Origin of the sequence: Aggregatibacter actinomycetemcomitans, from assembly GCF_023518055.1 — a bacterium.
Taxonomy (GTDB): Bacteria; Pseudomonadota; Gammaproteobacteria; order Enterobacterales; family Pasteurellaceae; genus Aggregatibacter; species Aggregatibacter actinomycetemcomitans.
Genome location: NZ_CP085096.1, coordinates 181,288 through 193,758, shown reverse-complemented (window position 1 = coordinate 193,758; position 12,471 = coordinate 181,288). Strand labels below are relative to the sequence as shown.

At 46.4% G+C, this 12,471-nt stretch carries 14 protein-coding genes and 1 pseudogene; 9 read left to right on the top strand and 6 right to left on the bottom strand.

The window, feature by feature from the left end:
* Nucleotide 1 precedes the first annotated feature (1 nt).
* The gene (gene ltnD, locus LIN98_RS00965) at nt 2–907 is read right to left on the bottom strand and encodes an L-threonate dehydrogenase (protein ID WP_005551831.1); all 906 of its coding nucleotides are present in this window, start codon (nt 905–907) and stop codon (nt 2–4) included.
* 192 nt (nt 908–1,099) lie between these two features.
* On the opposite strand from ltnD, the gene LIN98_RS00960 reads away from it, so the two are divergent.
* The 8 genes from LIN98_RS00960 to LIN98_RS00925 all read left to right on the top strand — a co-directional run bounded on the left by LIN98_RS00960 (nt 1,100) and on the right by LIN98_RS00925 (nt 7,811).
* Nucleotides 1,100–1,858 carry a DeoR/GlpR family DNA-binding transcription regulator gene (locus LIN98_RS00960; protein WP_005538577.1) on the top strand — a complete coding sequence of 253 codons (759 nt, stop codon included), beginning with the start codon at nt 1,100–1,102 and terminating at the stop codon, nt 1,856–1,858.
* Nucleotides 1,859–1,933: 75 nt separating this feature from the next.
* The gene (gene glnB / locus LIN98_RS00955) at nt 1,934–2,272 is read left to right on the top strand and encodes a nitrogen regulatory protein P-II (RefSeq protein ID WP_014167462.1); all 339 of its coding nucleotides are present in this window, start codon (nt 1,934–1,936) and stop codon (nt 2,270–2,272) included.
* A gap of 138 nt (nt 2,273–2,410) precedes the next feature.
* A complete protein-coding gene (gene mltG, locus LIN98_RS00950) occupies nt 2,411–3,454 on the top strand; it encodes an endolytic transglycosylase MltG (RefSeq protein ID WP_005567730.1) in 1,044 nt (347 codons plus the stop codon).
* Nucleotide 3,455: 1 nt separating this feature from the next.
* Complete coding sequence (tmk, locus tag LIN98_RS00945; protein ID WP_005567733.1) at nt 3,456–4,088, top strand: dTMP kinase; 633 nt, start codon at nt 3,456–3,458, stop codon at nt 4,086–4,088.
* A complete protein-coding gene (locus LIN98_RS00940; protein ID WP_249856133.1) occupies nt 4,085–5,068 on the top strand; it encodes a DNA polymerase III subunit delta' in 984 nt (327 codons plus the stop codon). Before tmk ends, LIN98_RS00940 begins: the two co-directional genes overlap by 4 nt.
* A gap of 3 nt (nt 5,069–5,071) precedes the next feature.
* A complete protein-coding gene (locus LIN98_RS00935) occupies nt 5,072–5,854 on the top strand; it encodes a TatD family hydrolase (protein ID WP_005547724.1) in 783 nt (260 codons plus the stop codon).
* A 31-nt stretch (nt 5,855–5,885) separates the two neighbouring features.
* The gene (locus tag LIN98_RS00930) at nt 5,886–6,410 is read left to right on the top strand and encodes a DUF1523 family protein (protein WP_005547722.1); all 525 of its coding nucleotides are present in this window, start codon (nt 5,886–5,888) and stop codon (nt 6,408–6,410) included.
* 90 nt (nt 6,411–6,500) lie between these two features.
* Nucleotides 6,501–7,811: a polyamine export protein PaeA gene (locus LIN98_RS00925; RefSeq protein WP_005547718.1), complete on the top strand. Its 1,311-nt coding sequence runs from the start codon at nt 6,501–6,503 to the stop codon at nt 7,809–7,811.
* Nucleotides 7,812–7,930: 119 nt separating this feature from the next.
* Here LIN98_RS00925 and folA read toward each other — a convergent pair whose 3' ends face one another.
* Genes folA through LIN98_RS00910 form a run of 3 tightly spaced genes read right to left on the bottom strand, consistent with a single transcriptional unit; the run spans nt 7,931 to nt 9,707 of the window.
* The gene (gene folA, locus LIN98_RS00920; protein WP_005547716.1) at nt 7,931–8,416 is read right to left on the bottom strand and encodes a type 3 dihydrofolate reductase; all 486 of its coding nucleotides are present in this window, start codon (nt 8,414–8,416) and stop codon (nt 7,931–7,933) included.
* Between the two features lie 39 nt (nt 8,417–8,455).
* Complete coding sequence (locus tag LIN98_RS00915; protein WP_005544482.1) at nt 8,456–8,920, bottom strand: threonine/serine exporter family protein; 465 nt, start codon at nt 8,918–8,920, stop codon at nt 8,456–8,458.
* A gap of 1 nt (nt 8,921) precedes the next feature.
* Entirely contained in the window at nt 8,922–9,707 is a 786-nt protein-coding gene (locus LIN98_RS00910) for a threonine/serine exporter family protein (RefSeq protein ID WP_005569756.1), read from the bottom strand.
* A 150-nt stretch (nt 9,708–9,857) separates the two neighbouring features.
* On the opposite strand from LIN98_RS00910, the pseudogene proB reads away from it, so the two are divergent.
* Nucleotides 9,858–10,661 (top strand): annotated as a pseudogene (gene proB / locus LIN98_RS00905) (glutamate 5-kinase).
* A 63-nt stretch (nt 10,662–10,724) separates the two neighbouring features.
* Here proB and LIN98_RS00900 read toward each other — a convergent pair.
* A complete protein-coding gene (locus LIN98_RS00900; RefSeq protein WP_005562679.1) occupies nt 10,725–11,357 on the bottom strand; it encodes a BamJ family beta-barrel-assembly machinery protein in 633 nt (210 codons plus the stop codon).
* 25 nt (nt 11,358–11,382) lie between these two features.
* A complete protein-coding gene (asd, locus tag LIN98_RS00895) occupies nt 11,383–12,252 on the bottom strand; it encodes an archaetidylserine decarboxylase (RefSeq protein WP_005567744.1) in 870 nt (289 codons plus the stop codon).
* Between the last annotated feature and the right edge of the window lie 219 nt (nt 12,253–12,471).

Sequence of the window (12,471 nt, the reverse complement as noted above, 5' to 3'; positions counted from 1 at the left end):
ATTACGCTCCTTTTTTCGGTAATTCGATACCACTGAAAATTTTAATCACAGCGCTGTCATCTTCTTTGCCATAGCCTGCATTACTCGCTTCAGTAAACATTGAATAGGCGGTACTTGCGAGGTGAAGTGGGAAGTGCAAAGATTTCGCCGTATCGTTTACGAGACCTAAATCTTTAACAAAAATATCTACCATAGAAAGCGGAGAATAATCTCCTTCCACCACGTGTTTCATACGATTTTCAAACATCCATGAATTACCTGCTGCGTTAGTCACCACATCGTACATCAGATTAAGTGGAATCCCTGCTTTGGCTGCAAGCGCCATCGCTTCTGCACCTGCGGCAATATGCACACCGGCAAGCAGCTGGTGGATGATTTTCACGGTTGCGCCTAAACCGATTTCTTCACCGATGTTATACACTTTACCCGCAACGGCATCTAACACCGGTTGTAATTTTTCAAAAGCCTGTGCAGAACCTGATGCCATTACTGTCATCTCACCCAATGCTGCTTTTGCCGCGCCACCGGAAACCGGCGCATCTAACATAACTAACCCCAAATCTGTTAATTTTTGTGAAATCGCTTTCGCATCTTGGGCAGAAATGGTTGAGGAAACCATGACAGCGGTTCCTTTATTTAACTTAGCCGCTAAACCATTTTCACCAAATAGCACCGAATTGACTTGCACAGCATTTACTACAAGCAACAAAACTGCATCTAATTTATCCGCAAAATCGACCGCACTTTGGCTGGTTGCGTGTGCGCCATCAGTTTTTAATTTTTCAAGTGCTTTTGGGTTAAGATCTACACCATAGGTCGTCAATCCGGCTCTTATACAAGACTGAGCCGCCCCCATGCCCATTGCACCCAGCCCAACAATAGCAACAGAATATGATTTGTTTGTCATGGTATTTCTCCAAATAATAAAGTTTGTTGATCTAACGGTATCCATTCTGCCGGATCTTAAAATAAAAAAACGTGAGCAATGTCACAAAATTTAACATTATTATTTATTTTTGTTATTTTATGTGAAAAATGAATGGAATAACAACAAAATAAACAAAAAGAGATATAATGACGAAAATTTTTTGGAGGGGTTATGATTCCTGCAGAGCGACAAAAATTATTACTCAATTTAATTAACCAAAAAGGTATTGTGAGCATTTCAAAATTAATGGAATCGCTCAATGTTTCACACATGACAATTCGTCGTGATATTCAAAAATTAGAAGAGATGGGGAAGGTTGTCTCAGTATCCGGTGGTGTGAAAATACATGAACATTTGTCCTTTGAGCCTACACATCAGGACAAATCGTTATTATTTCATGATCAGAAAGAAAAAATCGGCGAGCAGGCGGCAAAGTTGATTCCATCTAATACTACGATTTATTTGGATGCCGGCACGACAACGTTGGAAATTGCCTATCGTATTATTGAACGCGATGATTTATTAGTCATAACCAATGATTTCTCCATTACACATTTTTTAATGACCAGCGGCAAATGCCAATTAATCCATATTGGCGGTTCGGTGAATAAACTCAATCACTCTTCGGTAGGGGAACTGGCTGGGCAGTTTTTACGTCAGCTGTCGGTTGACATTGCTTTTATCTCTACCTCTTCTTGGACATTGACGGGCTTAACTACGCCGGATGAAATGAAGCTACCGGTGAAAAAAACGATAATTGAGTCAAGCAATAAGCGGATCTTAGTCTCAGACTCTTCAAAATACGGCAAAGTTGCCACCTTCAAAATTGCAGCCTTAAGCGTTTTCAATACGATTATTTGTGATAAGAATTTATTGCCTAATACAAAAGAAGCAATCCATGATATGGATATTGAATTGTTGCTGGTATAACAAAATGTCGGGGCTAAGTTGGTATAGCTTACAAGTGCGGTTATTTTTTTGAGTATTTTTTAAGGAGCGATCATCATGAAAAAAATCGAAGCGATTATAAAACCGTTTAAACTGGACGATGTGCGTGAAGCCTTGTCGGACATTGGCATTACCGGCATGACGGTGACTGAGGTGCGCGGTTTCGGGCGGCAAAAAGGGCATACGGAATTGTATCGCGGTGCCGAATATATGGTGGATTTTCTACCGAAAGTGAAAATGGAAGTTGTGGTGCCCAATGATTTGTTAGACCGATGCTTGGACGCCATTATTGATACAGCACAAACGGGCAAAATCGGTGATGGCAAGATTTTTGTGTACGAGGTGGAACGGGTGATTCGTATCCGCACGGGCGAAGAAAATGAGGATGCCATTTAATCCATGGGAAATAATACCGATAACACCGAGCCTTGTTTCGACAAGGCGCGTTTTCTTTAAAGCACGGTTTTATGCTATAATCCCGCCACTTTTTGTCATAATTTCCATAGAGAATTTCATCATCTTACGATAACGCTTATGAAAAAATTTTGTTTATTTCTTTTGTTTTTACTTGTTCTTCTTGCCGGCGCAGGATTTTGGGGATACCGGCAGTTGCAACAGTTTGTGCAGCAACCGGTGAATGTGCAAAAAGACCGGCTATTCACCGTGGAACGCGGCACCACGGGTAGCAAACTGGTGACTTTGCTGCAAAACGAACATCTTTTAGAAAATGCCGCACTCCTGCCTTGGGTGTTGAAAATTTATCCGGAATTTAACAAGGTGAAAGCGGGCACTTATGCCTTGGATAACGTCAAAACTGTGGAAGATTTGCTGAAGCTTCTCAATTCCGGTAAAGAAGCGCAATTTAACGTGCAGTTCATTGAAGGCAATACCTTTAAAACCTGGCGAAAACGCTTGGAAAACGCACCGCACTTAAAGCAAACCCTAAAAGATAAATCCGAGCAGGAAATTTTTCACTTATTGGCAATTCCCGATGTGGCGCAAGAGGTGTACGAATGGCTGAAAATCGAAGGCTGGTTGTATCCCGACACCTATAATTACACGCCGAATTCCACCGATTTGGAGCTTCTGCAACGTTCCGCCGAACGCATGAAAAAAGCCCTGGATAAAGCATGGCAGGAGCGTGATAAAGATCTGCCGTTGGCGAACCCTTACGAAATGCTGATCCTCGCGTCCATCGTGGAAAAAGAAACCGGCATTGCTGCAGAACGCCCACAAGTGGCGTCGGTATTCATTAATCGGTTAAAAGCCAAAATGAAGCTGCAAACCGATCCGACCGTCATTTACGGCATGGGCGACGACTACAACGGCAATATTCGCAAAAAAGATTTGGAAACGCCAACGCCTTATAACACCTATGTGATTGACGGCTTGCCGCCGACACCGATTGCGATGCCGAGTGAAGAGGCGTTACAGGCGGTGGCACATCCGGCGCAAACGGCGTTTTATTATTTCGTGGCAGACGGCACGGGGGGACACAAATTCAGTCGTAATTTAAACGAACATAACAAAGCGGTGCAGCAATATTTGCGCTGGTACCGCGAACAAAACGGAAAATAATATGGTAGGCAAATTTATTGTCATTGAAGGCTTGGAAGGCGCAGGCAAAAGCACCGCTCATCAATGCGTTGTGGATACGTTAAAAACGTTAGGTGTTGGGGAAGTCATCTCTACCCGCGAGCCGGGCGGCACACCGTTGGCGGAAAAGCTACGCCATCTCATTAAACATGAAAACGAAGAGCCGGTGACCGATAAAGCGGAATTACTCATGCTGTATGCGGCGCGCGTGCAGTTGGTGGAAAATGTGATCAAGCCTGCTTTGGCACAAGGCAAATGGGTGGTGGGCGATCGCCATGATATGTCCTCACAGGCTTATCAGGGCGGTGGTCGTCAGTTGGGCAAGGATCTTTTAAGTAGCTTAAAGCAAACCGTATTGGGCGATTTTGAACCGGATTTGACCCTTTATTTAGACATTGATCCGGAGATCGGCTTAGCGCGCGCGCGCGGACGGGGTGAACTGGATCGTATCGAACAGCAAAATCCGGATTTTTTCCACCGCACCCGCGCCCGTTATCTGGAACTGGTGAAAGACAATCCGAAGGCGGTGATCATTGACGCGGCGCAACCTGTTGAGCAGGTGCGGGCGGACATTCAAAGTGCGGTCAAAAATTGGTGGGTTTCTCTTTCAAGATGATCACGTTATACCCTTGGCTTACGCCCGTTTATCAGAAAATCACGCAGGCTTTTGAGGAAGGGCTGGGGCATCATGCGTTGCTGATTCGTGCCGATGAAGGTTTGGGCGCAGAACAGCTTTGCCGCCTTTTGGCGCAACGTTTGATGTGCTTAACGCCAAAGAGCGCGGAACCTTGCGGCGAATGCCATGCCTGTCATTTGATGCAGGCGAACAGTCACCCTGATTTCCAGCATATTGCGCCCATTGAAAATAAAGACATCGGTGTAGATCAAATTCGTGCCATGAATGAACAGGCAAGTCAGCACGCGCAACAAAACGGCAATAAAGTGATTTATATTGAACAGGCGCATCGCCTGACGGAATCTGCCGCCAATGCTATTTTGAAAACCTTGGAAGAACCCCGCCCGAACACCTATTTCATTTTGCAGAATGATATGCAAAAGGCGCTGTTGCCCACCATTTATAGCCGTTGCCAAGTGTGGAATCTTCTGCCGCCGGCGACGGATACTGCGTTGCACTGGTTGCAGGCACAAACGTCTGTCGAAACGCCGGAAATTCTGACCGCACTTTTGGTAAATTATGGTCGCCCGCTGTTGGCGCTTGCCATGTTGACGCAGCATCTGCCGGAACAACGGCGCGAGTTTTTACGTCAATTCTGGTTGTTTTATCGTCGTCGTTCGCCGTTGGAATTGTTGCCGTTTTTTAATAAAGAGATTCTGTTGCAACAACTGGATTGGCTGTTGGCGTTTTTGAGTGATAGTCTGAAAAATAAATTGGCTATTCAGGAAAACTGGATTTGTCGGGATATTGAACGGGGCGTGATTCAATTCAGCCAAGGGCTGTCCGCTCCGGCATTGTTAAAAGCGACGCAGATCGTCGGCAAAGTGCGGTCGGATTTGGCGGCGAATAATGCGTTAAATCAGGAATTAATTTTATTGGACGGGCTGACCCGTTTAATTACCGAAGTGTTTGAAGGATAAAATATGTTTATTGTGGATTCCCATTGCCATTTGGATGCGTTGGATTACGAAAAATTACATGAAAATATCGCCGATGTAGTGGCAAAAGCTAACGCCCGCGATGTGAAGCATTTATTGGCAATCGGCGTAACGTTAAGCCGTTTCGAGAAAGCCTATCCCGAATTGGTTAAATTTGATAACGTCTCTTTGGCGTGCGGCGTGCACCCTTTGGATTTTGAGGAAGAACCTTACGACGCCGCCCGTTTGCTACATTTGGCGCAGGATCCGAAAGTGGTCGCCATCGGCGAAATCGGCTTGGATTATTATTACAGCGCAGAAAACAAGGCGCAGCAACAGGCGGTGTTTGCCAGCCAGATTGAAGTTGCCAATCAGTTAAATAAGCCGGTGATTATTCACACCCGCGAAGCCCGCGAGGACACCATGAGCCTGTTGCGCGACAATCATGCGGAAAAGTGCGGTGGCGTTTTGCATTGTTTTACGGAAAATTACGACATGGCAAAACAAGCCTTGGATTTGGGCTTTTATATTTCTATTTCAGGCATCGTTACCTTTAAAAATGCCGAGGAAATTCGCGATGTGGTGCGTAAATTGCCATTAGATTGTTTACTGGTGGAAACCGATTCGCCGTATTTGGCGCCGGTGCCTTATCGCGGCAAACAAAATCAACCGGCTTACACCCGTGAAGTGTGCGAATATGTGGCGGCGTTGAAAGGCGTTTCGGTGCAGGAAATGGCGCAAATCACTACGCAAAACTTCGAGCGTTTATTTAAAATTCAGGTACAATGAGGTTCAAACGAGTCGGAAAAAGGACGGAATAATGCGTAAATTTTTTAAATATTTTTTCATTACGGTGATTTTGGTTTTTCACCTGTTTTTGTTCGCCACCGTGCACTATGTGTTCCCGCGCTATGATGTGACGCAGGTCACCGGCGTGGAAGTGAAACGGATGGATAAAGACGGGTTAATTACTAAAACCAATCCGGCGGACGGACCGACCCGCGACGTGTATTTTATCAACACCCAACATCCGGACGGCAAAGTGCGGGTATATCGTAACGAAGACACCGGCTGGGGCTTCCCGTTCTATTTTAAATTCGGTTCCGCGAATTTGCAGGCGGAGGCGCAGGCATTGGGTAACGAACAGAAAACCGTACAAATGAAATACTACGGCTGGCGCATTACCGTATTTAACGAATTTCCGAATGCTTTGTCGGTAGAAGCTCTGGCAGAAGGCGAATCGCCAAACCATCCGATTTTCGCCTATATTTTCTACGTGATTTTGCTGTTCACCTTATTCTTCTCTGTGCAATTTGTGCGCGGTTGGTTCGACAGCGAAAACTAACGTTCCTTTTTCCTTTCTTCGGTGCGGTTGAAAAACGTTTTAAAAACCGACCGCACTTTATCTTTATTTACATCAATGAATTGAAATCTTATGAGTTTATTTACCGCGATTTTAGTTTTAATTTTATTAATTATCATCAGTGCCGTTGTGTCTTCTGCTGAAATTTCCCTGGCGGGGGCGCGTCGGATTAAATTGCAAAACATGGTCAACGAAGGTAACACGAAAGCCGCCATGGTGCTCAAACTGCAAGAGCAACCGGGGCGCTTCATTACTGTGGTGCAAATCGGCTTGAATATGGTCGCCGTGTTAGGCGGGGTGATCGGCGAAGCGACCATTCGGGTGCACTTGCAACACGTTATTCATCAATATACCGATGCTGCGTGGGTGGAAAGCGCCGCTTCCTGGATTGCGTTTTTTATCGTGACCGCTTCCTTTATTTTGCTGGCGGATCTCATGCCTAAACGCCTGGCAATGACCAACCCCGAAGTGGTGGCATTGCGCACGGTGCGGATTATGCAAATCTGCATTTTCTTATTGAAACCTATTGTGTGGGTGTTCGATTCCGTCGCCAATTTCATTTTCCGTATTTTTAAAGTATCTACCGTGCGCGAAGAAAGTATGACCTCCGAAGACATCGTGGCAGTGGTGGATGCCGGCGCGGAGGCAGGCGTGTTAAAAGCGCAGGAACATTATCTCATCGAGAATATTTTCGATATGCAGCAACGCACGGTCACCTCCACCATGACCACCCGCGAAAATATCATTTTTTTAGACCGCACTTTTACCCGCCAGCAAGTGCTGGACACGCTCACGAAAAATTCCCATTCCAAACTGCTTATTTGCGATCAGGGCTTGGATCATATTTTAGGTTATGTGGAATCGCACAGTTTGCTGACACTGTTCCTGAAAGAGGAACAGGTGCAGCTCACCGACAATCGTTTGTTGCGCAAACCGCTGTTCGTGCCTGATACTTTGTCTTTGTATGAGGTGCTCGAATTATTTAAATCCACCGGCGAAGATTTTGCCGTTATCGTCAACGAATATGCGCTGGTGGTGGGCATTGTTACCTTAAACGATGTGATGAGTATCGTCATGGGCGAGTTGGTATCCAGCGAAGAAGAACAGATTATCCGCCGCGACGAAGATTCTTGGTTGGTGGACGGCGCCACACCGCTGGAAGATGTGAAACGCGCCTTGGATATTGAAGTCTTCCCGCACGATGAAAATTACGAAACCATCGCCGGTTTTATGATGTATATGCTACGTAAAATCCCGAAAAAAACCGATTTTGTGTTATACGGCCGCTACAAATTTGAAATCATCGACACCGAGAACTTTAAAATCGATCAACTGATGGTGTCTTTTAGGAGGGATTTGGAGGAAAGTAATCATAAGGATTGAGTTTGTTTGGTGGGTGTTGTATCCGCCCGAATTGTTCTGCTTTTAAGAGACAGTTTGGTGTCTCCTCTGCATTCCCTTTTTAAAAACGCTGCGAAAATCCACCGCACTTTTCTGTGAATTTACCCTTTCCGCACCAAAATCATAAAACGACAATCGTAAGGATTTTGTTCGTCGGCGGGGCGGTATTGTTCAAATTCAATGTTCCAGTGGTTCCAATCAATAGGCGGGAAGAAGGTGTCGCCTTCCAGTTCAGTTTGGATTTCGGTGAGGTAAAGGCGGGTCGCCTGCGGTAAATATTGCTTGAACAGCTGACCGCCGCCGATGAGCATGATTTCGTCGGAATCGATGACAAAATCCACCGCACTTTCCAGGCTGTCTTTCCAAATAATGCCGTCGTGCACGAAAGGTTGGCGGGAAAGCACGATGTTGGTACGTTTCGGTAATGGGCGACCGATGCTTTCAAAGGTTTTGCGTCCCATGATGACGGGTTTGCCGGTGGTATTTTGGCGAAACCAGGCGAGGTCGGCGGGCAGGTGCCATGGCATTTGGTTATCTTTGCCGATGACATGGTTTTTGGTCATGGCGACAATCAGGCTTAAACGCATTGTATTTCCTAATGTATTTAACGGGTTAAAGTGCGGTTACTATACCACAGGTTTTTCCCGATAGAACAGTAAGCCAGGTAATGCCAAGCCGAAAACCAGCGCACCGAGAATAAACGTGGTGCTGATGAAGGAGGCGATCATCTGCTCAAATAAGGCGTCGGAGAAGCCGTAATGGTGAATTTGCACGATGGCGATCATCGCCTTATATGCCTGCACGCCAGGAATCATCGGGATAATGGCGGCGACGGTGAACACTTTCGGGTGTGCCAAATAACGGTGGGATAAATGTACGCCGATGAAGCCGATGAGCGCCGCGCCGACCAGGGTGGCAAAAACGATGGGGATGTTGCACTGAATTAAAATGGTGCGGGTGACGTGTCCCAAAGCACCGAGCAAGGCGCAGTATTTCAACGCTTTCGGCGGCACATTAAAGACCAACGCAAAGCCTACCGCCGGAATAGCGGCGAAAAACATATCGTCCAGTAACAAAAATAACCAATCCATTTTAATGCCCCCACGTGGTGATGTTGAGTACGCTCAAGGCGAAGACAATGCCGAGACAAGCGCCGAAAGTGAGAATGGTAGCGATCGCCCAACGCCCGATTCCCATATTCACATAGCCTTTCAGAATATCCGCCAAAGAATTGATTAACGGAAAGCCAGGCACCAGTAATAATACGCTGGACGCCAAGGCGATTTGTGGGTCGTTGCCGAGCTGATATTTCAGACTGATGCCGGCGATGAGCGAGGCGACGAAAGCGGTGACGGCAAACACAATGACCGGGTTGTAGTGCCGTTTGGACAATTCCTGCCGCACGAACATGGCGACGGAGGCGGCTAAAAAGGTGATGAGCGAAATCAGCGCATTGCCGCCGGATAAATGGGCAAAAGAGGCGCAGGATAAGCCGATCATCAAGACCACAAAATAGCGGTTATATTTTAGCGGCTTGAGTTGCGAGAGTTTTTTCCTGACCAGCTGAATGTCGTAGATTTTATGTTCGGCAGAGATGACAATGCGTTGCACGTCGGTGACCATTTGCATATTAATGCCCTTGTCGGTGCTTTTACGGGCGGTGGTGATGCAATGGTTGTTAGCCAAGGTGGTGATAACCACGGCGTTGGCGGTGAGGGCGCATTCTACACTTTCTACCCCCAGTGCAAAACCGAGCCGTTGCGCCATTTGCGACACGACGGTGCTTTCCGCGCCATGTTGTAGTAATAACAGCGCCGTTTGCACGCATAATCGCGTGACTTCCCGTTGATAGTCGGGTGTGATGTTTTCTCTTTCCATGATGAATCTACCTAAAATTAATTAGCGACATTATAGACCTTTCGTCATTGAACAAAAATGCTTAATAGAATAAGCACTAAAGTGCGGTGGGATTTTTGGATAAATTTCAGGATTTATGCTAGGTTAAGTGCATTTTTGAGAGAAGTCAGTATGCAACAGAATAATAAAACCATTGTGGTGAAATTCGGCACCAGCACGCTCACGCAGGGCTCGCCGAAATTGAATTTAGCCTACATGATGGAAATTGTTCGTCAGTTGGCACAATTACATCAGGCAGGTTTTCGCCTGGTGATCGTGACCTCGGGTGCCATTGCCGCCGGTCGCCATTAATTATTTAAATCACCCGCAATTGCCGCCCACCGTGGCGTCCAAACAATTGCTGGCGGCGGAGGAGCAGAGCCAGCTGATTCAAACCTGGGAAAAACTGTTTGCCATTTATGATATTCACATCGGGCAAATGTTGCTGACCCGCGCCGATATTGAAGATCGCGAACGTTTCCTGAATGCACGCGTTGCTGGATAACCGCATTATTCCGGTGATCAACGAAAATGATGCGGTGGCGACGGCGGAAATTAAAGTGGGATAACGATAATTTATCAGCGCTGGTGGCGATTTTGGTGCAGGCGGATCGTTTGGAAAACCGTAAACAATGGCTGTTCACCGCGCCGTCGGCAGGCGTACTGACCATTGATGAAGGCGCACAAAGTGCGGTGTTAATTCAGCATAAATCTTTACTGCAGGCAGGCATTGTGAGTGTCAGCGGGCGTTTCTCACGCGGTGAAGTGGTGCGCATTCGGAATGCACAAGGCAAGGACATTGCCCTCGGCATGCCGCGCTATAACAGCGATGCGCTGGAACTGATTAAAGGCAAACAATCGCAGGATATTGAACAACAGCTGGGCTATGAGTACGGCGCGGTGGCTATTCATCGGGACGATATGATCGTGTTATAAAAAGAGAGAAAAGAAAAACGGCGTTCATCATAACGCCGTTTTTTGTAGGATGATTTTTTTGAATTATAGAATATCCAATAATTCCACTTCAAACACTAACGGGCTGAATGGCGGAATGGCTGCGCCAGCACCACGTTCGCCGTAAGCCAATTCATGCGGAATCGCCAAACGCCATTTGGAACCGACCGGCATCATGGAGAGGGCTTCGACCCAACCTTTAATCACGCCGTTAACCGGGAACTCCGCCGGTTGACCGCGTGTTACGGAGCTGTCGAATACGGTGCCGTCCGGTAGCGTGCCGGTGTAGTGTACGCTGACTTTGTCCGTGGCGGAAGGCACTTTGCCGTCGCCTTCAATCAGCACTTCATATTGCAAACCGGAATCGGTCATTTTCACACCGTCTTTTTGTTTATTGGCTTCCAAGAAGGCTTTGCCAGCCGCTTCAATTTCTTTGAATTGCGCCTGTTGTGCTTCTGCCGCTTGTTGTTGTAATTGTTGCAGCGCTTGGCTGATTTCGTTGAAATCCAATACCGGCGCGTGTTGATTTAACACATCGTAAATTCCTTTTGCCACGGCTTCCGTTTTTACCGCTAATTGGCTGTCCAATAATTGCTGACCGATTTGCAAGCCGATACCGTAGCTGCCTTTGGCTTGTGTATCGTCCAATTTCACTTGATTAAAAAACGCTGCCGTCATGTTGTTTTCCTTTGTATGATAAAAATTAATTGATCGTGGCTAATATTTCACCCACTCTGACGGGTTCGTCCACCTGCAAATGTTCTGTTAAGGTCACGCGATTAGCCGGGAAAAGGTTGATGACCGTAGAACCTAACTGAAATGCGCCCATTTCCTGACCTTTGGTCAATTTTACCGCATTTTCCTCTTGATACGTCCAGACTTTCACTTCATCGGCGCGCGGCGGATTAATCACGCCCGCCCAAACGGTGCTCATGCTGGCGGTGATCGTGGCGCCCACCAGAATCTGCACCATAGGGCCGAATTCGGTATCAAACAGGCAAATCACCCGTTCATTACGGGCAAATAAGTTAGACACGTGTTCCGCCAGGAACGGGTTCACCGAGAACAAGGCGCCGGGCACATAAATCATTTTGCGCAGGGTGGCATCGCACGGCATATGCACGCGGTGGTAATCGCGAGGAGATAAATAGATGGTGGCGAATTCGCCGTTTTTAAAGGTGTTGACCAATTCCTCATCGCCCGCCAATAAATCGGACAAGCTGAAAAAATGCCCTTTGGCTTGCAATAATAATTCGTCGTCAATATGCCCGATTTGGCTCACACGACCATCTGCCGGCAAGCAAAGTGCGGTAGGATTTTCATTTATTTTTCGGGCACCGTCTTTTAATTCGCGAATAAAAAATTGGTTGAAATTTTCGTAGTCGCTGAAGTTTTCTTTTTTCGCTTCGCTCATGTCCACATTGTATTTCTTGGCGAAGAGTTTAATTACGAAATGAGTGACTGCGCCCCATTTTTGCTTGGCGAACCAGCCCGCCAATTGGGTTAAATACAGTTGTGGCATAACATATTGAAAGGCAACTTTCAGGCGCTGCCAATAAGTGGATTTGTTCATAATGGTTATTTTTTCTACAATGTTAAGATGAATGAGGGGTGATTATAACAACTTATTCGGCTTGTGCAATGAGGGGGATTTACTGCCGTCGTTATATCGGAAAGAAAAAATATTGGAAGTACTTCAGAAGATGTAAAAGACAGTTTTAATCATATATAAGTATTTGGGGGTGGCGCCAATTCTCAGGTAAAATCACAATTTTATTCTTTTTCGATTAAC